Raw genomic sequence first — 22,399 nt, forward strand, 5'->3', positions numbered from 1 at the left:
GGCAAACCCGTCAACCATATGGGCATCGCGTCGGCCAAAAACGCGGGTCAAAACAGCAGGATTTGCATATGGGCGACGCCGTTCAGCAGTTTTTTGCGGTCAAGGCGAAGATCGCCGGGGCCGAGCGCGAGGCTGGCCGCGAAGCCGGGACGGTCACGCTGGTCGCCGTCTCAAAGACCTTCGAGGCCGCCGACATCAGCCCGGTCATCGAGGCCGGCCAGCGCGTCTTCGGTGAGAATCGCGTGCAGGAGGCGCAAGGCAAGTGGCCGGCGCTGAAAGGAGCTTTCCCGGACATCGAGCTGCACCTGATCGGCCCGCTGCAATCGAACAAGGCCAGGGAGGCCGTCGCGCTGTTCGACGTTATCGAGACGGTCGACCGCGAAAAGATCGCCGCCGAACTCGCCAGGGAGATCGCCCGGCAAGGCCACGCGCCAAAGCTCTACGTCCAGGTCAACACCGGTTCGGAACCGCAGAAGGCCGGCATCGAACCGCGTGAGGCGGTGGCCTTCGTCGCGCGCTGCCGCGACGTCCACGGGCTCGCCATCGAAGGCCTGATGTGCATCCCGCCGGCCGACGAGAATCCCGGTCCGCACTTCGCGCTACTGGAAAAGCTCGGCAAGGAAGCCGGCGTCGCCAAACTCTCGATGGGCATGTCCGGCGACTACGAGACGGCGATCGCTTTCGGCGCCACCACCGTCCGGGTCGGTTCGGCGATCTTCGGCAGTCGTTAGTCCCGCCCGGCACCAGCACATTCCCTGCTGCCTCACCATGCAAATGCTAATCTTGCCAAGCTAGCTAGGAGCATTTCATGAACTGGCACCTTCAGGACGCGAAGAACAATTTTTCCAAGGTGGTTCAGCGTGCGCGAAGCTAGGGACCGCAGACGGTGACGTTGCGCGGCGAGCGTGCCGCAGTGGTGCTCTCCGCCGAGGACTACGACCGTCTCGCTGGAAGGAAAAAATCGCTGGCCGAGTACCTTTTGACAGGTCCTGTCTGGGACGATGGTTTCGCCGAAGAGGTCAACCGCCGCCCGAAGACGATGATCCGGGATGTCGATCTCTGATGTATCTGCTCGACACGGACATCGTTTCGGATGTGCAGAGGCGATTGCCCAAGCCGACTGACTGGCTGGCATCGGTGGACCCGGCATCGGTCAATCTCAGCGTCATTACGCTTGGAGAGATCGAGCGTGGGATCATCAAGCTGCGCAAGGCCGAACCCGAAAGGGCAACACGCCTCGATCTGTGGCTGCGAGAGCTTCGGCGGGACAATGCCGACCGTATTCTTGCCGTTACCGAACATGTCGCGTTGGCTTGGGGCCGTATCACGGCCGGCCGCACAAGAGGCAGCGCCGATACCCTCATCGCGGCAACCGCCCTTGTCCATGATCTTATTCTGGTGACGCGCAACACCGCCGACTTCGATGATACAGGCGTGACGGTGCTCGATCCCTGGGACGTCTAAGCTCGTTCGTCTGCTTTTCGAAGCGTTCCATCTACGCTCACGCGCATTGGGCCAATCTCGCGCGGTCGTTACGCCAACGCTGGAAACGAAACGTACCGTTCCTATTTGGCGTCATCACAATTCTCCTGGAGCCTTCGCCATGCGTTACAATCAGCTTGGAAATACGGGGATGTTCGTCTCCGAACTTTGCCTCGGCACCATGACCTTCGGCGCCGCCGGTGAAAATGCCCAATGGGGCCTGATCGCCAGCCTCGACCAGAAGGGAGTCGACGAGATCGTCGCCCGCTCGATTGCCGCCGGCGTCAATTTCTTCGACACGGCCGATGTCTACTCCTTCGGCCAGTCCGAACGGCTGCTCGGCCAATCGCTGAGGGATCTCGGCGTTGCCAGATCGAGCGTGGTGATCGCCACCAAGGTGCATGGCGCCATGGGCGACGGCCCGAACCAGCGTGGCTCCTCGCGCGGCCACATCATGGATTCGGTCGATGCCAGCCTCGAACGGCTGCAGCTCGACCACATCGATCTCTATCAGCTGCACGGCACCGACGCGGTGACGCCGATCGATGAGACGCTGCGGGCACTCGATGATCTGGTTGCCAGCGGCAAGGTCCGCTATGTCGGCGTCTCCAACTGGCAGGCCTGGCGCATCGCCAAGGCGCTCGGCATTGCCGACCGCAAGGGTTTTGCCCGTTTCGAGACCATCCAGTCCTATTACTCGATCGCCGGCCGCGACCTCGAACGCGAGATCGTGCCGCTGATCAACGAGGAAAAGCTCGGCCTGATGGTGTGGTCGCCGATGGCGGTGGCCTGCTGTCCGGCAAATACGGCCCCGGCGCGCCCGGCAATGGCGAGGGCCGCCGTGCGTCCTTCAACTTCCCGCCGGTCAACGAGGACCGCGCCTGGGCGGCCGTCGCCGTCATGCGCGAAGTTGCCAGGAAACATGATGTCAGCGTTGCCACAGTGGCGCTCGGCTATGTCCTGGCCAAGCCTTTCGTGATGAGCGTCATCATCGGCGCCAGCCGCATGGAGCAGCTCGAACAGAACCTTGCCGCGACTGAAGTGAAGCTCGACACCGACGATCTCGCCCGTCTCGACGAGGTCAGCGCGCTGCCGGCGGAATATCCCGGCTGGATGGTCGAACGCCAGGCGGCCGGCCGCCGGCCGGCGCCGTTCACGCCCAAAGCATAACGTGGCCGACGAAGACTATCCCCGGGAGTCGGACGGCTCCCGGGTATCACTTCAGGCCATCCGCACGGTCTCGACCAGAAAATCGAGAAAAGCCCGCACTCTGGCCGGCAGGTGCTTGCCGTGGCCGACATAGACGGCATGTGTCGGTTCGACATCGCCAGGGTTGAAGTCTTCCAGCAGCGGCATCAGCCGGCCGGCGGCAATATCGGGCTCGACATGCCAGCGCGCCAGCCGGGCAATGCCCGCTCCCGCAATCGTCACCAGCCGCATCGCTTCGCCGTCGCTGACCATCGCATTGCCGCTGGCCGGAACCGTGAAGGACGTACCGTCCGCGAACGGCCAGCCGTCGCTGTACCGGGCGAAGCCGAAGGCAAGGCGATTGTGACGGTCGAGTTCGGCAGGCAGGCTCGGCGTCCCATGCGCTCCAAGATAGGACGGGGCGGCAACCACCACCATCGGGCTTTGGCCGAGCTTGCGCGCCACCAGCCGTGACTCGCCGAGCTGCCCGGCTCGGATTGCGACATCGGCACGCTCCGCCATCAGATCGATGACGCTGTCGGTCAGCACCAGGTCGACCGATATTTCGGGGTAGCGTTCGAGGAAGCGCGGCAAAAGCGGAATCAGCCGGTGCACGCCGAAGGGCACGTAGGTGTTGACCCGCAGCCGCCCGCGCGGCGCAGCACCCGCCGCCGCCTCGCGCTCGGCCGCCGCCATGTCGGCCAGGATGCGCAGCCCGCTCTCGTAGAACGCGCTGCCTTCCGGCGTCAGCTGCAGCTTGCGCGTCGAGCGGCTGACCAGCCGGGCGCCGAGCCTGGCTTCCAGCCGCGCGATCAGCTTGCTGACCGCCGATGGCGTCATGCGCAAGGCGCGCGCAGCCGCCGAAAAACTGCCCGCCTCGACGACGCGCACGAAGACTTCGATCTCGCCGGAGCGGTTGATGTCGGATCTGGCCATCTGTGAATCTATTTCACAGAAAACATGCCTGGAGCAAGTCTGGTTCACAATGCACGGCAACACGATCTTCCGGGTCGGGCGCGGGACAAGGCGCTCGTCATCGCCGAAGTGGGAACCACCATGCCTCTTGCTCTCTACGCCCTCGCCGCCGGTGCCTTCGGCATCGGCGTCACCGAATTCGTCATCATGGGTCTGCTGCTCGATGTCAGCAAAGACCTTGGCGTCTCGATCTCGGCCGCCGGCCAGCTCATTTCGGGCTATGCGCTGGGCGTCGTCATCGGCGCCCCGCTGCTCACCATCGCCACCGGCAATTGGCCGCGCAAGACCGTGCTGCTGGCGCTGATGGCGATCTTCACGCTTGGCAATCTCGCCTGTGCGCTGGCGCCCGACTACTGGACGCTGATGGGCGCCCGCGTCATCACCGCCTTTGCCCACGGCACTTTCTTCGGCGTCGGCTCGGTGGTCGCCACCGGCCTTGTCGCACCCAACAGGAAGGCTTCGGCGATCGCCTTGATGTTCACCGGCTTGACCATCGCCAACATCCTCGGCGTGCCCTTCGGCACCTGGCTCGGCCAGGCCTTCGGCTGGCGCGCGACCTTCTGGGCGGTAACCGCGGTCGGCCTGGCGGCCTTCGCCGTCATCCTGGCCCTGGTGCCGCGCAGCCGGACAGCACCCGAGAAGAGCGACCTGCGCGCCGATCTTGCCGTTCTGCGCCGCACGCCCGTCCTGCTCGGCCTCGCCACCACCGTGCTTGGCTATGCCGGCGTCTTCGCCGTCTTCACCTACATCGCCCCGCTGTTGACCGAGCTCTCGGGCTTCAAGGAAGCGGCGGTATCGCCGATCCTGCTCGTCTTCGGCGGCGGTCTCATCGCCGGCAATCTCACCGGCGGCAAGGTCGCCGACCGCTGGCTGGTGCCGTCCGTGCTCGGCAGCCTCGTCGCGCTCGCTTTGGTGCTCGTAACCATGAGCTTCGCCATCCACAGCCAGGTGATGGCCGTGATCTATGTCGGTCTGCTCGGTGCCGCCGCCTTCGCCACCGTCGCGCCGCTGCAGATGTGGGTGCTGGAAAAGGCCCAAGGCGCGGGCCAGAGCCTTGCCTCGTCCTTCAACATCGCCGCCTTCAACCTCGGCAATGCCGGCGGTGCGTGGCTTGGCGGCGCGGTCATTGCCCACGGCCTCGGCCTTGGCGCGCTCACCTGGGTCGCCGCGTTGCTGCCGGTCGCGGCCCTCGGCGTCGCCGGGCTGGCGCTGCGCCTCGACCGCAGCGCCTCGCTCGGCACGCCTGTCTGCGCCAACTCGTAAGGCTCGCCCGCAATCCGTTTTCGATATCATCAGGAGTAGAAAAATGGACTATCGACCTCTCGGCGCATCGGGCCTGAAAGTGCCCGCACTTTCATTCGGCGCGGGAACCTTTGGCGGCTCTGGCCCGCTGTTCGGCGCCTGGGGCAACAGCGACGCCAGGGAAGCGCGCCGGCTGGTCGACATTTGCCTCGAGGCCGGCGTCAATCTGTTCGACACCGCCGACGTCTATTCGAACGGCGCCTCGGAAGAGGTGCTCGGCGAAGCCATAAAAGGCCGCCGCGACGCCGTGTTGATCTCGACCAAGACCTCGCTGCCGATGGGCGACGGACCGGCCGACTACGGCTCGTCGCGTTCGCGTCTGATAAAGGCCGTGGATGCCGCGCTGAACCGCCTCGGCACCGACTACATCGACCTGCTGCAGCTGCACGCCTTCGATGCCGGCACGCCGATCGACGAGGTTTTGTCGACGCTGGACGCGCTCGTGCGCGCCGGCAAGCTGCGCTATGTCGGGGTCTCCAATTTCTCCGGCTGGCAAGTGATGAAGTCGCTGGGCGAAGCGGATAAGCATGGCTACCCGCGTTATGTCGCGCACCAGGTCTACTATTCGCTGGTTGGGCGCGACTACGAATGGGAGCTGATGCCGCTCGGCCTCGACCAGGGCGTCGGCGCACTGGTGTGGAGCCCGCTTGGCTGGGGCCGCCTGACCGGAAAGATCCGCCGTGGCCAGCCTCTGCCGGAAACGAGCCGGCTGCACGACACCGCGAGCTTCGGTCCGCCGGTCGAGGACGAGCATCTCTATCGGGTGATGGATGCGCTTGACGCGGTGGCGCAGGAAACCGGCAAGACCGTGCCGCAGATCGCCATCAACTGGCTGCTGCAGCGCCCGACCGTGTCATCGGTCATCATCGGCGCCCGCAACGAGGAACAGCTGCGCCAGAACCTCGGCGCCGTCGGCTGGACGCTGACACCGGAGCAGATGAAAAAGCTCGACGCCGCCAGCGAAGTCACCGCACCCTACCCGTACTTCCCCTACCGACGCCAGGAGGGATTCGCCCGGCTCAACCCGCCGGCGGTCTGAACCCCCCGCAATTAACGAGAGACTCGCGGGACAGCGCCCCCCCTCTCGATACTGGCGAAAGTCGTCACGACATCCAATCTCCCTCCTTGAGGGGGAGATGTCCGGCAGGACAGAGGGGGGCGCCGTAGAGCCCCAACCTCAACAAACCAACTCGCCTCAGTGCAGCACGAACTCGCCATCCACCTTGCGCCACTCGTTCGGCGCGATCAGTTTCTGGTGCGTGTAGCTGATCGAGTGCAGCGGCCCGTCGAGCTTGGCTTTCCAGAACTCGATGAATTTGATCAGCACCGGAAACTTCGGCGCGATGTCGTAGTCCTGCCAGATAAAGCTCTGCAGCAAATGCGGGTGATCGGGAAAGTGGTACAGAATCTTGGCCGTGGTCAGGCCATAGCCTTTGAGCATCAGGTCCATTTCGGCATGATCGCGCATTGCGGTCCCCCTGGGCGGTCCCTTGTTGATTCTCCTCTCCTCCCAAGGCCGATTGTGCGCGCCGTTGCTTAACCGTCTATTGATTTTTTCTTCATCGAAACCGGCTTTACCACGCGAAAACATGCAGTTAGCAGCGCGCTCGACCGAGTGCTGACAACCCTCCAAAGCCTACCTGCGGCATCCCGCCGCGCGAATCCAACGTCTAATATTGCCGTAACGGCGGAACTGGTAATAATGCCGCCGAATTCGCGGTCGTGTCACCGCGATCCCGCCGGCATTTCAAGCCGGCGGATTGGTTCGGGAGGAAAGTCAGGAATGTCCGAGGTTCATGTCCATCGCGTCCAGCCGGCGTGGAAGAAGAATGCGCTGATCGACAACGATACCTACCTGAAATGGTATGCCGACAGCATCAAGAACCCGGACAAATTCTGGGGCAAGCACGGCAAGCGCATCGACTGGTTCAAGCCCTACAGCAAGGTCAAGAACACCTCCTTCGACGGCAAGGTCTCGATCAAGTGGTTCGAGGACGGGCTGACCAACGTTTCCTACAATTGCATCGACCGCCACCTCAAGAAGCGCGGCAACCAGACCGCCATCATCTGGGAAGGCGACAATCCCTACGACGACAAGAAGATCACCTACAACGAGCTTTACGAGCATGTCTGCCGGCTCGCCAATGTGATGAAGAAGCACGGCGTCAAGAAGGGCGACCGCGTCACCATCTACATGCCGATGATCCCGGAGGCCGCCTATGCGATGCTGGCCTGCACCCGTATCGGCGCCATCCATTCGATCGTCTTCGGCGGCTTTTCGCCGGATGCGCTGGCCGGCCGCATTGTCGATTGCGAATCGACCTTCGTCATCACCGCAGATGAGGGCCTGCGCGGCGGCAAGCCGATCCCGCTGAAGGACAATACCGACAAGGCGATCGACATCGCCGCCAGACAGCATGTGATGGTCAAGAACGTCGTCGTCGTGCGCCGCACCGGCGGCAAGATCGGCTGGGCTCCGGGCCGCGACGTCTGGTACCACGACGAGGTCGCGATGGTGAAGGCCGAGTGCAAGCCGGAGAAGATGAAGGCCGAGGATCCGCTGTTCATCCTCTACACCTCGGGCTCGACCGGCAAGCCGAAGGGTGTGCTGCACACCACCGCCGGCTACCTCGTCTATGTCTCGATGACGCACCAATATGTCTTCGACTACCACGACGGCGACATCTACTGGTGCACCGCCGATGTCGGCTGGGTGACCGGCCACAGCTACATCGTCTATGGCCCGCTCGCCAACGGCGCCACCACGCTGATGTTCGAGGGCGTGCCGAATTACCCATCGCAGTCGCGCTTCTGGGAAGTCATCGACAAGCACAAGGTCAACATCTTCTACACCGCGCCGACCGCATTGCGTGCGCTGATGGGCGCCGGCAATGACCCTGTGAAGAAGACCTCGCGCAAGTCGCTGCGCGTGCTGGGATCGGTCGGCGAGCCGATCAACCCGGAAGCTTGGGAGTGGTATTTCAACGTCGTCGGCAACGGCAAGGTGCCGATCGTCGACACCTGGTGGCAGACCGAGACCGGCGGCATCCTGATCACGCCGCTGCCCGGCGCCACCGACCTCAAGGCGGGTTCGGCGACGCGGCCTTTCTTCGGCATCAAGCCGCAATTGGTCGACGGCGAAGGCAAGGTGCTGGAAGGGGCGGCCGACGGTAACCTCTGCATCACCGATTCCTGGCCGGGCCAGATGCGCACCGTCTATGGCGATCACGACCGCTTCGTGCAGACCTATTTTTCCACCTACAAGGGCAAGTACTTCACCGGCGACGGCTGCCGCCGCGACGCTGACGGCTACTACTGGATCACCGGCCGTGTAGACGACGTCATCAACGTCTCCGGCCACCGCATGGGCACGGCCGAAGTCGAATCGGCGCTGGTCAGCCATGAGAAGGTCTCCGAGGCCGCGGTCGTCGGCTACCCGCACGACATCAAGGGTCAGGGCATCTACAGCTACGTCACCTTGATGAAGGGTGCCGAACCGACCGAAGAGCTGCGCAAGGAGCTTGTCGCCCATGTCCGCAAGGAGATCGGCGCCATCGCCTCGCCCGACAAGATCCAGTTCGCCCCCGGCCTGCCCAAGACACGTTCCGGCAAGATCATGCGCCGCATCCTGCGCAAGATCGCCGAGGACGATTTTGCCGCCCTTGGCGATACCTCGACACTCGCCGATCCAGCCGTGGTCGACGACCTGGTCGCCAACCGGCAGAACAAGAAGGGCTGATGCGGGACGCGGCCTTGCGCGGCACTGTCAGCGAACTCTGGCGCTATCCGGCGAGCTCGCTCGCCGGCGAACGCCTGGAGGCGATCTCCGTTGCACTCGAAAGCATCGAGGGCGACCGCATGTTCGGCCTGGTCGATGCATCCGACAACGAGATCGCCCGGCCAGACCGGGCCGAGAAATGGCACAAGGTGCCGTTGATCCGCACCCGGTTGAACCCCGCTCGCCAGCTTGAGGTCGCCATCCCCGGCGGCGAATGGCTGCCTGCTCCCGGCGTCGAGAGCGACCGCGCGGTGTCGGCCTATCTCGGCTTCGAAGCCTCGCTCCGGCCGTTCAGCCAGGAGAATGCGCCTGGCTATTCCGGCCCGTTGACGGCGGAGCGCTACCGCAAGGCGCCCATTCATCTCTTGACCACGGCTTCGCTGGCGCGCCTGAAGGCATTGCATCCGGAAGGCGCCGCCGACCCTCGCCGCTTCCGCCCCAACATCGTCGTCGACATGGCGGCGATCGAAGGCTCGTTTCCGGAGACGGAATGGATCGGCCGCAGGCTGGCGATCGGCGATCTCCTGCTGACCATCTCCGAACCATGCCGCCGCTGCGGCTTCACCATCATCGCCCAGGACGGCTTCGACAACGACCCCGGCATCCTGCGCAACCTGGTCCGCCACAACGCGCACAATCTCGGGGTATATTGCACGGTCGACAAGCCGGCCAGCATCAAGCTCGGCGACGAGATGCGGTTCGTGTAGTCACCGATAAAGATCGGCCCGCGTCGGCGGCAGGCCGCTCGGGCCGCGTGCGCGCTTGGTGACGACGGTCTGGAAGATCTGCGCCGAGGCGCGCTCGAAGGTGATCGAACAGCCAGTCAGATAAAGCAGCCACAGCCGCGCCTTGGCCTCGCCGACCTCGGCGACTGCCTCATCGAAGCGGGCCTGCAGCCGCTCGGCCCACAGCCTGCAGGTGCGGGCATAATGCTCGCGCAAATTCTCGACATCGTAGACGAGAAAACCGTGCGCCTCGAGATTGCCTGTTGTCATGCCGATCGTGTCGAGTTCACCGCCGGGGAAGATGTATTTGAGCAATGCCTTGTATTCCGGTCCCTTGCGCAGGGTCTTCTTCATGTCGCCCTTGCTGCGCCGGGTGATGGCGTGATGCAGATAGATGCCGCCCGGCTTCAGCAGCCGGTGGATGGTGGAAAAGTAGGTGGCGTGGTTGGCGATACCCAGATGCTCGAACATGCCGATCGACGATATCTTGTCGAAAGAGCCGGTGAGCTCGGCATAGGATTTGATCTCGATGGTGATCTTGTCCTCCAGCCCCTCGGCGCGGATGCGCTCGCGGGCAAGATCGGTCTGGGCCTGCGACAGCGAGACGCCGTGACCGACGACGCCGTAATTCTTCGCGGCATGGATCAGCATGGCGCCCCAGCCACAGCCGATGTCGAGCAGCCTTTCGCCCGGTTTCAGCCGGAGCTTGCGGCAGATGTGGTCGAGTTTGTCGGCCTGCGCCTGGTCGATGCCGTTGGCGAAATCCTTGAAGTAACCGCAGCTGTAGACCATGCGCTCGTCGAGGAAGAGCCGGTAGAAGGCATTCGAAATGTCGTAGTGATGCTGGATCGCTTCCTGGCTCGAACCGCTGACATAGGGATTGCGCCCGGACAGATCGGTCCGCGCGCTCATCTGCTTGCGTGACAAAAGCACGGAAGGCAGGTCGCGCAGGATCGCCAGCTTCGGCAGCGATTTGAGCTTGGTCCGCAGCTTGCCTTGCGACGGCAGGGCATAGAAATCGAACAGCGTCCCGTCTTCGATGTCTATGGTCTTGGAAATCCACATCTCGATCAGTGTCGACAAAGACGGTCGCCTCACAACCTGCCAAACGATATCCTGGTCGTTGACGGTGAGCACCGGCCCGCCGGCGGGGCCGATCCGCTCGCCGGTCCACAGCCTGACGGCAAAACCGGGCTTCAGCGTTTCGATCACCGTTCGAACGACGCGCGCGGCTTTCTCGGTAGCGTCCATGCTCCCTCCCTGCGGCTCGATGACGCGATCTTGTCCATTTGACGCGGGGATCGCAAGCGCCCTGAAATGCTCCGCGGTTCCGGCAGGTGCCTTTTTCAGCGAGGCACCTTGTCATTTGCTGCAACGCACCCCATCATGTCCATGTGTTCAACAAATCGAAAGGAGGTGATCCGATGTCGAGTGATTTCGTTTTCCAGAACGTGGCCTCGCAGGATTGCACTTTCGGGAAGCAGTCTTCCCGTTAAGGCGCGAGATGCGCGGAGGGTGACCCTTCGGTCGCCGCCACAGGCCGCGCCATGGACGGAAACACGGAAGGCCGCCGGCTTCGCAAGAAGCGGCGGCCTTTTCCTTTTGGGGCGAGCCTACTTCGTCAGCGCTAGGGTTTCGATGTTGCTGGCGATCGTCTGGACCCAGGGATCGCGGCACACCCGGCGACCTCCTGTTGCGGCACAGCGCTTTGCGCCGAAGCGGACCAGATGTCCGCAAAACCGAAATGGTGAGAGGCTAGGCCAGCATCCGTGCGCTGACCGTCTTGTCGATGCCGTGGTAGGGCGGATTGAACAGCCTGCCTTCCTGTTCATAGGTCCAAACCTTGAACAGGCTGAGCCGGTGCGGGCCGAAGCTGTGCAGCAGCGGCACGTCGGTGGCGTCTCGGCCGCGCGCGATGACGACGCGGCCGATCCTGGGCCGGTTGTGGCGCGGGTCGAACGTGTACCATTTGCCGTCCAGGAACACTTCCATCCAGGCCGAGAAATCCATCGGCGCCGGATCGATCGGCACGCCGATGTCGCCGAGATAGCCGTTCACATAACGCGCCGGGATGTTCATGCAGCGGCAGAGCGTGATCGCCAGATGGGCGAAGTCGCGGCAGACGCCGACCCGTTCCTCATGCGCCTGCGCCGCCGTGCGCGTCGAACGCGCATAGCCGTAGCCGAACGACAGGCGGTTGTGGACATAGTCGACGATCGCCTGCACCCGCGCCCAGCCGGATGGAAGGTGACCGAACAGCTGCCAGGCGAGATTGCTGAGATGATCGGTCTCGCAGTAGCGGCTGCCGAGGAGATAACCGAGCACCTCGTCGGGCAGTTCGGACACCGGTAGCTCCCTGGCCAGCGTGTTGACCTCATCCGGTTCGCCGCTGTCCTCGACCACCGCGTCGTAGAGGATGCGAAAGCCTCCGGCAGGCGCGGTGAAGCGGCGGCAGGCATTGCCGTGCATGTCATGGTAGAGCCTGGTCGGCACGGAAGGCGATGTCAGCACGCGCGTCTGCCGCTTGATGTCGGCCTGCCTGTCCTTGTGGATCTCGAGCAGCGAAATCACCGGAGTGGCCTCGGCGCATTCAATGGCGATTTCATAGCCGAGCCGGATCAGCATCACACGTCCCCCCTTCAATCGTCATGGAAAGCAGTGTCGTTGAAACGCCGGAGGGGAGCCGTGGTTCCCTGGAGCGTCCGAAAAGACACCCTCGCGCCTTCCCATGTCGGTGCCTTGACGTTACGGTTGCGCCCTCCCTCGACGCGCTCCCCGGACTTCAAGGAAAATCATGTTTGCAGGCAGAAAATTCGCCGCCTTCCTCTTCGATATGGACGGCACGCTGATCAATTCCATCGCCTCGGCGGAGCGGGTGTGGAGCGATTGGGCACGTCGTCACGGCCTCGACGTCGCCGCCTTCCTGCCGACGATCCACGGTGTGCGGGCGATCGAGACCATCACCGGCCTTGCCCTCCCAGGCGTCGATCCGGCGCATGAGGCCGACCTGTTGCTGAAAGCCGAGGCCGACGATCTCGATGGCATTATGCCGATCGCCGGCGCCGTGGCGTTTCTCGAGGCGCTGCCTCCCGAGAGCTGGGCGATCGTGACCTCCGCGCCACGCTCGTTGGCGCTTGCACGCATGAAGGTTGCCGGCATTCCGGTTCCCGCCGTTCTCGTCGCGGCGGAAGACGTATCCCGAGGCAAGCCGGCGCCCGACTGCTTCCAGCTCGGCGCAAGACGGCTAGGCTTCGACGCGAGCGACTGCCTGGTGTTCGAGGATGCCCCTGCCGGCATCGCGGCGGCCGAGGCAGCGGAAGCCGCGGTCATGGTGATCAACGCCACGCACCAGCATCCGATGGCGACGCAACATACCGCGATCGCCGGCTACGATGCGGTCGGCATCACCGTCGACGAGCGCGGCTGGCTGGCGCTTGAGGCGCAGCGCGACGCCGCCTAGGTGTGGCGTTATCGGGTGTGTCGGGATTCAGGTCAGGCCGAGTCGAAAATGGTGGCCGGTCTCACCTGAATTTCAACACACCCTAAAAATCGCTGGTCAGACCTTTGACTTCCCAGTCGCCGTAGCGGCCGGGTTCCTTGCCGCCACGGCCGCCGATTTCCTTCGCCAGCGCGGCTTCCTTGCGGCGATAGTCTTGCCGCCGTGCATCGGCTTCCGCCAGGGCACGGCGGGCGGCTGGCGTCAGCTCTTTTGGCGGGGTGTCGCCATCGGTTTCGGCCGGCGTTTTACTGGGTTCGTCGTTCATGCGATATTTCCAGCGGATTGAAACAGGGACAGGCGTTTCCCATCATATAGCGATGAGCCTAGGACTATCGACCCCCTTTCGCGATCTGGACAGGAGCAGACGATGAACACCATTCGCACCGCCATGCTTCTTGCCGCGATGACGGCGCTGTTCATGGGCGTTGGCTTTCTGATCGGCGGGTCGGGCGGCATGATGATCGCGCTGGTGATCGCCGCCGGCACCAATCTGTTCAGCTACTGGAACGCCGACAAGATGGTGCTGTCGATGAACCATGCCTTCGAGGTCGACGAGAAGAACGCGCCGGAATATTACGCCATCGTCCAGGCGCTGGCCCAGCAGGCCGGCCTGCCGATGCCCAAAACCTATCTGATCGACAGTCCCCAGCCGAACGCCTTCGCCACCGGCCGCAATCCGCAGAACGCCGCGGTTGCCGCCTCCACCGGCTTGCTGCAGCGGCTGACCCATGAGGAAGTAGCGGCCGTCATGGCGCACGAACTCGCCCACGTCCAGCATCGCGACACGCTGACCATGACCATCGTCGCCACCTTTGCCGGCGCCATCTCGATGCTCGGCAACTTCGCCTTCTTCCTCGGCGGCAACCGCGACAACAACCCGTTCGGCTTTGTCGGCGTGCTGGCGGCGATGATCGTGGCGCCCTTCGCCGCGATGATCGTGCAGATGGCGGTCAGCCGCACCCGCGAATACGAGGCCGACCGGCGCGGCGCCGAAATCTGTGGACACCCGCTGTGGCTGGCATCGGCGCTTGACAAGATCGCCCGTGGCGCCGAACGCATTCCCAACCCCGATGCTGAGCGCAATCCGGCGATGGCGCATCTCTTTATCATCAATCCGCTACACGGCGAGCGCATGAACAGTCTGTTCTCTACCCACCCGGCCACCGAGAACCGCATCGCTGCGCTGCAGGAGATGGCGCGGCAGATGGGCGACAGTGCCCCCCGGACGGCAGGCCGCGGGGCGCCCGTGCCGCCGCGGGCTGACGAACCGCAATCGGCCGGGCCGTGGGGCAAGCCGGCCGCACCGGCACAGTCGGGCGAACCCGCCAGGCCGAACTCCAATCCATGGGGTCGCAACCCGACCGGGCCCAAGGGCCGGTGGTCGTGAGCGTGGCGGACAGAGGACCTCGACGCACGGTTTCAGGCGACCAGGAACACAAGGACGGCGGCGAATTCGTCGCTGGTCTCGCCGCCCGCAAGGCGGCGGCGCGCTTGCTTGCCGCTGTCATCGATGCCAGGACGCCGCTCGACGGGCTGACCGACCACGAGAACGGCCATCCGCAATACAAGGCGCTCGATCTGCGCGACCGTGGCTTGGTGCGAGCCATCCTGGTCACCGCGCTGCGCTATCGCATGACCATTACGGTGTTGCTGGCGCGGCGCCTGGAAAAGTCCCTGCCGCCCAACGCCACCGCTTTGTCCCACATCCTGCATGTGGCGGCCGCGCAGATCCTGTTTCTCGACATTCCCGACAGCGCCGCTGTCGACCTGGCGGTGACCCACGCCAAATCCGACCCGCGCACGCAGCGCTTCTCCGGCCTGGTCAACGGCGTGCTTCGCACCCTGGCGCGCGCCAAGGAAACGGAATTGCCCGCCGCCCTTGCCGCCACCGACGAAGCGCCAAAATGGTTCTCCGACCGGCTGAAGGCCGCCTATGGCGCCGACAAGACGAAGCAAATTCTCGCCGCCCACCGGCATGAGGCGCCGGTCGACTTCACGGTCAAGGCCGATCCCGAACTCTGGGCCGAAAAGCTCGGCGGCATCGTGCTGCCGACCGGAACGGTTCGAGTGGAAAATCTTGCCGGCCCCGTTATCGAACTGCCCGGCTTCGCGGAGGGTGCCTGGTGGGTGCAGGATGCGGCGGCCAGCTTTCCCGCCCGGCTGTTCGGCGATGTCAGGGGACTGCGCGTCGCCGATCTCTGCGCGGCGCCCGGCGGCAAGACCGCACAGCTGATCCTGGCCGGAGCCAGGGTTACCGCCGTCGACACCTCGAAGAACCGGCTGGCCCGGCTGGCGCAGAATCTCGACCGCCTCGGCCTTGCCGCGGACATCGTCCAGGCCGACCTCATCAAATACGAGCCGGCGGAACTGTTCGACGCCGTGCTCCTCGATGCGCCCTGCTCGTCGACCGGCACGGTGCGCCGGCATCCCGACGTGCCCTGGACCAAGACGGCGGCCGATGTCGAAAAACTCGCCGATCTGCAAAACAGGCTGCTTGCCCGCGCCGTCACCCTGGTCAGGCCGGGCGGCCGGATCGTCTTTTCCAATTGTTCGCTCGACCCGATCGAAGGCGAGGATCTCCATCGCGCGTTCCTCAAGGCGACACCGACAGTCACCGATGATCCCCTGCATCAGGGAGAGATTGCCGGCATCGATTCGTTCCTGACGGCGCAAGGCACGCTGCGCACCACGCCCGCCGATCTCGATCTCGGAGCGCCGGAGCGCTCGGGTCTGGACGGCTTCTTCGCCGCGCGCATGCGCCGAGCTCTTTAGAGCAATTCCAGGAAAAGTGTGAACGGTTTTCCGTCCGGAATTGCGTCAAAACAAAGAGTTAGAGCATGTCGTCCAGGCTCCAGTGGTTGCCCCAACGAGCATCGATTTCGTCGTCGACATTCTGGTAGCGGATATCCGTCGACAGCCGGATCAGTCCGTTTTTGCTCTGGTTTGTCGTGGAGGCATGGATCATGTAGGGCGAGTGAAGGACGATGTCGCCCGCCTCGAAATCCGCCATCAGCCACCTTGTATCGAACTGTTCCGCCATGTGAGGCAGGTCCTTCGATACCCATCCACCCTCTGTCATATTGCGGTTGTAGGCGCTGATGCGTTCCTCAGGACCGAGATCGGCATTGTCCCTGGCGAATTGTGCCTCCAGGGTAGCGCCAATGGCATGCGATCCCTCCAGATAGATGAGACCTCCCATGTCGATCGAGGCATCGCCGATCGGTATCCAGGCCGTCACCACGCGGCTTGTGCCGCCGCGCAGGTAGACGAGATCGTAATGCGCGGGCGTCGCGGTGGCGGTGCCAGGCAAGGTGAAGCGCATGATCTTTCGCTTGTGCAGGTAGGATAACCCGCCCGTGAAAGCGTCCATCAGGCGCGATAGGCGCGGCTGCGCGCAAAAGCCCTCATAGGCCGCCGAACGGACCACCGACATCAAGCGGCGATTGGCGAGCTGGTGATCGATAGCACTATCGGAAGCGATACCGAGCGAAGGGTTGGTCGCCGGCTTCAAAAGTCCGCTATCGGCAAGATGGGAAAGCACCCAGCCGCGAAACTCGATCACCTCACCGCGCGGCAAGAGCCCTTTCAGCCAGACATAGCCTTGCGTTCCAAAAAGGCGGCGAATGGCCTCGACGCCAATGGAAGGGTCCGTCGGGGAAAGGTAGCCCAGCCTGTTCGGCATCGTCGACAGCACCTTGCCGTTGGCTGTCAAGGCAACCGGCGGGGCGCCCCGCAATGGCTGTTCGCCGGCTGATATCGACATTTCAATCACCTGGATGGCTTCGACCTTGGCAGAACAATAGCTTGATATCTCAACTCTTCCCATGGGTGGAAAATCGACCCGGACTCTTTCGCTCATGACCAGCCGGCACTATGCCTTGTGCCGATCGCCACGCCACAAGAGGACCTAAGTCGCGGCATGAACCGGGTGTATGACCCGGAAAAGACGTGACTTTTTTAGGGACGACCCGGCCACGGCCGCGTGAAGTGGCTCGATCAGGCGAAATCGGCCTTCGCATAAGTTCTTGAATCGTATAAACTTGCACCGGGGTAGAGGACGTCCAGGAGGGCTTTTGGCACTGGTTGCCAGCAACACGACGCGTCTTTGGACGCTTGTCGCGAAGGAGTTCTGGCGCAAGACGCGCCGGCGCTTGCGCGCCGGGCCAGTCTATCGCTGGCGCTATTCCGGGCGCACGCCCGAACGCGTGCTTATCGCGCCGCCGGACTTGCGCCTCGCCGACCCGCAGATCGCGCTTGAGATCTATTACGGCCGCTATCCCTTGTCGGGGCATCTGGTCGAGACCGGCGGCAAGTCACCCTTCCAGATCAATGTTCCAAATCACGGCTGGCAAAAGACGCTGCATGGCTTTCGCTGGCTTCGCCACATGCGCGCAGCCGGCACCGAGCTTGCCGCCGCCAATGCCCGCGCTCTGGTTTCCGACTGGATCACCATGCATGGCAGCCATATTTCCGGCATCGCCTGGGAGCCTGGCATCACGGCCAAGCGCATCATCGCCTGGCTGCAGCATTCTTCCGTGGTGCTGCAAGGCGCGGAGTTTCCGTTCTATCGCGCCTTCCTGAAATCGCTGGCCGTCCAGATCCGCTACCTGAGGTCGATGGCCCGCGAAATGCCTGACGGCAAGGACCGGCTGCGGGCCCGCATCGCGCTGGCCTTCGCGGCGCTTTCCCTGCCGGCGCCGGCTTCGGCGCTGCGCGGTGCCACCCGCAACCTGGCCGAGGAACTCAACCGCCAGATCCTCGCCGACGGCGGCCATATCTCACGCAATCCGATGACGGTGCTGGAAATCCTCGCCGATCTTTTGCCGCTGCGCCAGACCTACGCCAACCAGGCGGAGGCGCCGCCGCAGGCGCTGATCGGCGCGATCGACCGCATGCTGCCGGCGCTGCGCTTCTTCCGCCACCAGGATGGCAGCCTGGCCCGCTTCAACGGCATGGGCGCCACGATCCACGACCGTATCGCCACCATCCTGCGCCACGACGACACCGCCGGAGCTCCGCTGCTGCACGCGCCGCATTCGGGCTATGAGCGGCTGTCGATGGGCGGCACCACCGTCATTGCCGATACCGGCCTGCCGCCGCCGGTCGACGTGTCCAACGCGGCCCACGCCGGCTGTCTCGCCTTCGAACTGTCGTCGGGCCGCCAGCACTACATCGTCAACGCCGGCATCGACACCTATGGCGCCGCCGAGTTCCGGCCGCTGGCCCGCGCTACCGCCGCGCACTCGACCGCCACCATCAACGACACCTCTTCGGCGCGGTTCACCCACTCGCTGCGGGTCAACGATCAGCTGGGTTCGCCCTTGATTGGCGGCCCGCAGCATGTCCAGTGCAAGCGCACCGACCAGAAGGGCGTTCACGGCTTCATCGCCCGTCATGATGGCTATCTCCAGCGCTTCGGCTTCCTGCATGAGCGCGACCTGAAACTGTCCTCGAACGGCAATGTGCTCGCCGGCAGGGACCGGTTCCAGCGGCCCGGCAATGCCGAGATCCGCAACAACGGCCGCGACTTCGTCACCGTGCGCTTCCATATCCATCCAGACATCAACCTTTTGCAGGACGAGCATGACCGCCTGGTGCTGACCGCCGATCAGGCCGACACCTGGGTGTTCACCTCGAGCGAAGTGGTGCCGGAGGTCGAGGAATCGATCTATTTCGCCGGTCTTGGCGGCCCGCGCCGCAACCGCCAGATCGTGCTTGCGTTCAAGGCGTCCGATGTGGCCGAAGTCCGTTGGCAGCTGACGCGCACCAGCATCGCCGGCTACCCGGAAAACAACTGAAGCAATTCCAGGAAAGTGTGAAGCGGTTTTTCCGGGAAAAGCGCGCAGCGCTTTCCCTTGTGAATTGCGTCAAAACCCGACCGCCGGTTTGATTTCCTGAAATCATGTGCTAGGGCGCGGGCTTGCCCCTCCAGCCGTGAAAGGCCGCCAGCCCATGGCCGTCGCCGCCAAGAACATTCCCGCACCGGACCTCGTTCCCGTCCGCCGTGCCCTGCTCTCCGTTTTCGACAAGACCGGCCTGATCGACTTCGCCAGGGGATTGGCTTCGGCCGGCGTCGAACTGGTCTCGACCGGCGGCACCGCCAAGGCGATCGCCGAGGCCGGCATGACGGTGCGCGACGTTTCCGAGCTCACCGGCTTTCCCGAGATCATGGATGGCCGCGTCAAGACGCTGCATCCATCCGTGCATGGCGCGCTGCTTGGCGTGCGCGACGACCCCGAACATTCGGCGGCGATGCACAAATACGGCATCGAGCCGATCGATCTCGTCGTCTCCAATCTCTATCCGTTCGAGGAGGTGCGCCGCTCCGGCGCCGACTATGCCGCGATCGTCGAGAACATCGACATCGGCGGCCCGGCGATGATCCGCGCCTCGGCCAAGAACCACGCCTATGTCGCCATCGTCACCGATCCTGGCGACTACGCCTCGGTGCTGAATGCGCTGGAGATGAACATCGGCTCGCTGTCGCTGGACTTCCGCAAGAAGCTGGCCGCCAAGGCCTTTGCCCGCACCGCCAGCTACGACGCGGCGATCTCCGGCTGGTTTGCCGAAGCGCTCGACATCGAGCATCCGACCTGGCGCGCCTTCGGCGGCAGGCTGACCGAGGTGATGCGCTATGGCGAAAACCCGCACCAGGGCGCCGGCTTCTACGTCAATGGCGACAAGCGGCCGGGCGTCGCCACGGCGCGCCAGCTGCAGGGCAAGCAGCTGTCTTACAACAACATCAACGACACCGACGCCGCCTTCGAACTGGCCGGCGAATTCGATCCCGGCCGCTCCGCCGCCGTGGCGATCATCAAGCATGCCAACCCGTGCGGCGTCGCCGAGGGCGCCTCGCTGAAAGCCGCCTATGCCAAGGCGCTGGCCTGCGACCCGGTCTCGGCCTTCGGCGGCATCGTCGCTCTCAATCGCACCCTCGACGCCGAGGCGGCCGAGGAGATCGTGAAAACCTTCACCGAGGTGATCATCGCGCCCGGCGCAACCGACGAGGCGGCGGCGATCGTCGCCGCGAAGAAGAACCTGCGCCTGCTGGTCACAGGTGGCCTGCCCGACCCGCGCTCGCCTGGCACGACGGTCAAGTCGGTTGCCGGCGGCATGCTGGTCCAAGGCCGCGACAATGCCGTGGTCGACGAGCTCGAGTTGAAGGTGGTGACGAAGCGCGCGCCGACGCCGGCCGAAATGGCCGACCTCAAATTCGCCTTCCGCGTCGCCAAGCACATCAAGTCGAATGCCATCGTCTACGCCAAGGACGGCGCCACCGTCGGCATCGGCGCGGGCCAGATGAGCCGCGTCGATTCCTCGCGCATCGCCGCCCGCAAGGCGCTCGACGCGGCCGAAGCAGCCGGCATGGCGGAGCCACTGACCAAGGGCTCGGTCGTCGCCTCCGACGCCTTCTTCCCCTTCGCCGACGGTTTGCTGTCAGCCATCGAAGCCGGTGCCACGGCGGTGATCCAGCCCGGCGGTTCGATGCGCGACGACGACGTCATCGCCGCCGCCGATAAGCATGGCATCGCCATGGTGTTCACGGGCGTCAGGCACTTCAGGCATTGAAGCACCTTTTTCCTTCTCCCCTTGCGGGAGAAGGTGGATCGGCGCGACAGCGCCGAGACGGTTGAGGGGTGTTCCAGCGGAGTGAGGCGTTGGCGTTCCCTGGCGCACCCCTCATCCGACCGAGCTTCGCTCGGCCACCTTCTCCCGCAAGGGGAGAAGGAAGAGGCGCTATTCCACCGGCCGATCCGCCGGATACGGCGTCCTGAGCAGGATCGCCATGCCTATAGCCAGGAACAGGATGATCACCGCCATGCCGAGCCGGGCGGAGTCGCTCACCGCGGTGATCGTCGCCACCAGGAACGGCGCCAGGAAACTGGTCGCGCGGCCGGCCAGCGCGTAGATGCCGAAATAGCGGCCGGATTCGGCGGCCGTGACGCTGCGCGCCATATAGGAACGCGACGACGCCTGCACCGGCCCGAAAGCCAGTCCGATGAGCAGGCCGTACAGGATGTAGGCCTTCTCCGCCGCCGTGCCGAACAGCCCGCCGGAATCGGTGGTCGGCAGCTGGATCAGGCCGAGCAGCGTGAAGCCCGGACCGGTCGAGACGACACCGATGGTGGCGACCGACAGCATGACCAGCGCAATCATCACCACGGCCTTTGAGCCGAGCGCGGTGTCCAGCCGTGCGGCGACCCAGCAGCCGAAGATGGCGACGACGTTGAGGATGATGCCGAACATGCCGATCTCGGTGATCGACCAGTGGAACATGCCTGCCGCGAACGTGCCGCCGAGCGCCAGCAAGGCGTTGACGCCGTCCTGGTAGATCATGCGGGCGACGAGGAAGCGGAAGATGCCGCCGCGCTTGCGCACCTCGGCCAGGGTCGATTTCAGCTCCAACAGCCCTTCACGCACCGCTGGCCCGATCGGAATGCCCTTGATGGCGTCCGGCGTGAAGAAAAACATCGGCAGGATGAACAGGAAATACCAGCCGGCCGATAGCGGCCCGGTGGCCCTGGCGTCTTCGCCGAGCTTCGGGTCGAGCCCGAACAGCGGGTCGATGCCGATGATCGTCTTGCCGGTCTCCGGCGAACCGGCCAGGCAGGTGACGACGAAGATCAGCGCGATCATGCCGCCGAGATAGCCGAGGCCCCAGGCGATGTTGGAGATGCGGCCGATCTCGCTCTTCGGCACCAGCCGCGGCATCATGGAATCATTGAATACGGTCGAGAACTCGGCAGCCACGGAAGCCAGCGAGAACAGCGCCACGACCAGGAACAGGTTCGAGCCGGGCGCCGCGAACCACAGCAGGATAAGGCTGGTGATCTTGATCGCGGCGAAGAAGGCGATCCACGGCTTGCGCGGCCCGGTCTGGTCGGCGATCGAGCCGAGGATCGGCGACAGCACCGCGATGACCAGCCCGGCGGCGGCGATGCCGTAGCCCCAGACAGCCTGGCCGGTGTTGGGATCACCAGCCATGCGCGAAACGAAATAGGGACCGAAGATGAAGGTGGTGACGACCGTGAAGAACGGCTGCGCCGCCCAGTCGAAGAACATCCATCCCCAGATGCCGCGTCCCGACGCACGCTGCACTGTTTCTACCGCCATGATGATTCCCCCGGCCGCGCCCGTGTCGGGCGCCATGTCTGCATGTTTTTCATGACCGCGCAAATGACAAGCGTCCAGCTGCCGTTCATTGCTCCTGGGTTCCGTACCCCCACGAAAGCTGCGCTATGCGCACATCTTGTGTGATTAGCGTGACTGATCGGCCGAGGCTTGATTGCCACGTGGTTCCCCCAATCCGTCGCTGCTTCGCAGCGCCACCTTTCCCCCCTCCGGAGGGAAAGGAAAGGAGCGTTGCTGGACGCGCGTTGACGGCAAAGAGCTTGGCGCCTTTCCTCTGCCCCGTCGATCGGGGGAGAGGTGGCTCGGCGAAGCCGAGAC

Annotated in this window: 19 protein-coding genes and 1 pseudogene; 13 read left to right on the forward strand and 7 right to left on the reverse strand. The window is 64.3% G+C overall.

The annotated features are described in order from the left end of the window. Positions 1-68: 68 nt before the first annotated feature. The 4 genes and pseudogenes from LB577_RS12975 to LB577_RS12990 all read left to right on the forward strand — a co-directional run bounded on the left by LB577_RS12975 (position 69) and on the right by LB577_RS12990 (position 2,652). Positions 69-731 (forward strand): YggS family pyridoxal phosphate-dependent enzyme, encoded by a 663-nt coding sequence (locus LB577_RS12975; protein ID WP_224686983.1) that lies wholly within the window; start codon positions 69-71, stop codon positions 729-731. 155 nt (positions 732-886) lie between these two features. After that, a complete protein-coding gene (locus tag LB577_RS12980) occupies positions 887-1,063 on the forward strand; it encodes a type II toxin-antitoxin system prevent-host-death family antitoxin (RefSeq protein ID WP_224686984.1) in 177 nt (58 codons plus the stop codon). Then, positions 1,063-1,464 (forward strand): type II toxin-antitoxin system VapC family toxin, encoded by a 402-nt coding sequence (locus LB577_RS12985; RefSeq protein ID WP_224686985.1) that lies wholly within the window; start codon positions 1,063-1,065, stop codon positions 1,462-1,464. Before LB577_RS12980 ends, LB577_RS12985 begins: the two co-directional genes overlap by 1 nt. A 139-nt stretch (positions 1,465-1,603) precedes the next feature. Continuing rightward, positions 1,604-2,652: pseudogene (locus LB577_RS12990) on the forward strand (aldo/keto reductase). Between the two features lie 51 nt (positions 2,653-2,703). Here the strand turns inward: LB577_RS12990 and LB577_RS12995 are convergent. After that, the gene (locus tag LB577_RS12995) at positions 2,704-3,606 is read right to left on the reverse strand and encodes a LysR family transcriptional regulator (RefSeq protein WP_224686986.1); all 903 of its coding nucleotides are present in this window, start codon (positions 3,604-3,606) and stop codon (positions 2,704-2,706) included. A gap of 120 nt (positions 3,607-3,726) precedes the next feature. Between LB577_RS12995 and LB577_RS13000 the strand changes: the two genes are divergently transcribed. After that, entirely contained in the window at positions 3,727-4,908 is a 1,182-nt protein-coding gene (locus tag LB577_RS13000; protein WP_224686987.1) for an MFS transporter, read from the forward strand. Between the two features lie 43 nt (positions 4,909-4,951). Further along, complete coding sequence (locus tag LB577_RS13005; RefSeq protein ID WP_023766030.1) at positions 4,952-5,986, forward strand: aldo/keto reductase; 1,035 nt, start codon at positions 4,952-4,954, stop codon at positions 5,984-5,986. Between the two features lie 156 nt (positions 5,987-6,142). Here LB577_RS13005 and LB577_RS13010 read toward each other — a convergent pair whose 3' ends face one another. Beyond that, on the reverse strand, positions 6,143-6,415 hold the full coding sequence (locus LB577_RS13010) for an usg protein (protein WP_013892414.1): 273 nt from the start codon (positions 6,413-6,415) through the stop codon (positions 6,143-6,145). 315 nt (positions 6,416-6,730) lie between these two features. On the opposite strand from LB577_RS13010, the gene acs reads away from it, so the two are divergent. Next, positions 6,731-8,686, forward strand: coding sequence for an acetate--CoA ligase (acs, locus tag LB577_RS13015; RefSeq protein ID WP_224686988.1), 1,956 nt, complete (start codon positions 6,731-6,733; stop codon positions 8,684-8,686). Next, positions 8,686-9,432, forward strand: a complete 747-nt coding sequence (locus LB577_RS13020) for an MOSC domain-containing protein (RefSeq protein WP_224686989.1) — start codon at positions 8,686-8,688, stop codon at positions 9,430-9,432. The genes acs and LB577_RS13020 overlap by 1 nt, the downstream gene beginning before the upstream one ends. On the opposite strand, the gene LB577_RS13025 is transcribed toward LB577_RS13020, so the two are convergent. Both LB577_RS13025 and LB577_RS13030 read right to left on the reverse strand, forming a co-directional pair. Next, positions 9,433-10,701: an SAM-dependent methyltransferase gene (locus LB577_RS13025; RefSeq protein ID WP_224686990.1), complete on the reverse strand. Its 1,269-nt coding sequence runs from the start codon at positions 10,699-10,701 to the stop codon at positions 9,433-9,435. A gap of 504 nt (positions 10,702-11,205) precedes the next feature. Further along, positions 11,206-12,075: a transglutaminase-like domain-containing protein gene (locus LB577_RS13030; protein ID WP_224686991.1), complete on the reverse strand. Its 870-nt coding sequence runs from the start codon at positions 12,073-12,075 to the stop codon at positions 11,206-11,208. Positions 12,076-12,244: 169 nt separating this feature from the next. Here LB577_RS13030 and LB577_RS13035 point away from each other — a divergent pair, with 169 nt between their 5' ends. Then, a complete protein-coding gene (locus LB577_RS13035; protein WP_224686992.1) occupies positions 12,245-12,910 on the forward strand; it encodes an HAD-IA family hydrolase in 666 nt (221 codons plus the stop codon). An 82-nt stretch (positions 12,911-12,992) separates the two neighbouring features. On the opposite strand, the gene LB577_RS13040 is transcribed toward LB577_RS13035, so the two are convergent. Then, positions 12,993-13,214 (reverse strand): DUF1674 domain-containing protein, encoded by a 222-nt coding sequence (locus LB577_RS13040; RefSeq protein ID WP_224686993.1) that lies wholly within the window; start codon positions 13,212-13,214, stop codon positions 12,993-12,995. Between the two features lie 102 nt (positions 13,215-13,316). Between LB577_RS13040 and htpX the strand changes: the two genes are divergently transcribed. Both htpX and LB577_RS13050 read left to right on the forward strand, forming a co-directional pair. Continuing rightward, positions 13,317-14,336, forward strand: coding sequence for a zinc metalloprotease HtpX (gene htpX / locus LB577_RS13045; protein WP_224686994.1), 1,020 nt, complete (start codon positions 13,317-13,319; stop codon positions 14,334-14,336). Beyond that, on the forward strand, positions 14,327-15,721 hold the full coding sequence (locus tag LB577_RS13050; RefSeq protein ID WP_224687018.1) for an RsmB/NOP family class I SAM-dependent RNA methyltransferase: 1,395 nt from the start codon (positions 14,327-14,329) through the stop codon (positions 15,719-15,721). The genes htpX and LB577_RS13050 overlap by 10 nt, the downstream gene beginning before the upstream one ends. A 58-nt stretch (positions 15,722-15,779) precedes the next feature. Here LB577_RS13050 and LB577_RS13055 read toward each other — a convergent pair whose 3' ends face one another. After that, positions 15,780-16,712 (reverse strand): phytanoyl-CoA dioxygenase family protein, encoded by a 933-nt coding sequence (locus tag LB577_RS13055; protein ID WP_224686995.1) that lies wholly within the window; start codon positions 16,710-16,712, stop codon positions 15,780-15,782. Between the two features lie 310 nt (positions 16,713-17,022). Between LB577_RS13055 and LB577_RS13060 the strand changes: the two genes are divergently transcribed. After that, entirely contained in the window at positions 17,023-18,747 is a 1,725-nt protein-coding gene (locus tag LB577_RS13060) for a heparinase II/III family protein (RefSeq protein ID WP_224686996.1), read from the forward strand. Between the two features lie 154 nt (positions 18,748-18,901). Next, complete coding sequence (gene purH, locus LB577_RS13065; protein WP_224686997.1) at positions 18,902-20,518, forward strand: bifunctional phosphoribosylaminoimidazolecarboxamide formyltransferase/IMP cyclohydrolase; 1,617 nt, start codon at positions 18,902-18,904, stop codon at positions 20,516-20,518. A 168-nt stretch (positions 20,519-20,686) separates the two neighbouring features. Here purH and LB577_RS13070 read toward each other — a convergent pair whose 3' ends face one another. Next, entirely contained in the window at positions 20,687-22,063 is a 1,377-nt protein-coding gene (locus LB577_RS13070; RefSeq protein WP_224686998.1) for an MFS transporter, read from the reverse strand. Positions 22,064-22,399: the final 336 nt, after the last annotated feature.

This window comes from Mesorhizobium sp. B283B1A (assembly GCF_020165735.1).
Lineage (GTDB): Bacteria > Pseudomonadota > Alphaproteobacteria > Rhizobiales > Rhizobiaceae > Mesorhizobium > Mesorhizobium opportunistum.